The following is a 533-nucleotide window of genomic DNA, read 5'->3' on the forward strand; positions in this document are numbered from 1 at the left end:
CACATTCCATGGCAGCAGGGCTTCGAGCTTTTCCAGCGTGTCGGCGACGGCAATGTGGTCAAGAATGTGTTTAATGTAGGCCTGCGGATCAAGGTTATTTGCCTTGGCCGTTTCTATTAGCGAGTAACAAGCCGCACTGGCTTCTGCGCCTTTTCGTGTGTCAGCAAACAACCAATTTTTACGGCCAATGGCGAAGGGACGGATCGCATTTTCAGCCATGACATTACTGATCATCAGATCGCCGCGTTCGCAGTAGCCCACGAGGTATGGCCATTGATTTAAGGTGTAGTCGATAGCCGCTCTCAGTGCGCCGCCTTTCATTATTCTGGCCGCGTTGGTCTCCAGCCACTGCTTAAATTCGTTCAGTAACGGTACGCTAATTTCTTGTCGCGCCGTTAAACGCTCGGCATCGGTTTTATCCGCTAGGTTGCTTTCTACACGATACAGTTTACGAATATAACTGAGTGCAACATCCGCTTTACTCACGACACCCTTTTTAGCCTTCGCTTTAGTGTCAGTACTTTTATTGGCTT

The 533-nt window shown here is 49.2% G+C and carries 1 protein-coding gene; it reads right to left on the reverse strand.

Annotated features, from left to right (window positions below):
* Positions 1–533 (reverse strand): IS66 family transposase (locus ACFQ1C_RS16155; RefSeq protein WP_379559707.1); only part of this gene is annotated, 533 nt, incomplete at both ends.

The organism is Oceanisphaera ostreae (assembly GCF_042676125.1).
In the GTDB taxonomy this organism is placed as follows: domain Bacteria; phylum Pseudomonadota; class Gammaproteobacteria; order Enterobacterales; family Aeromonadaceae; genus Oceanimonas; species Oceanimonas ostreae.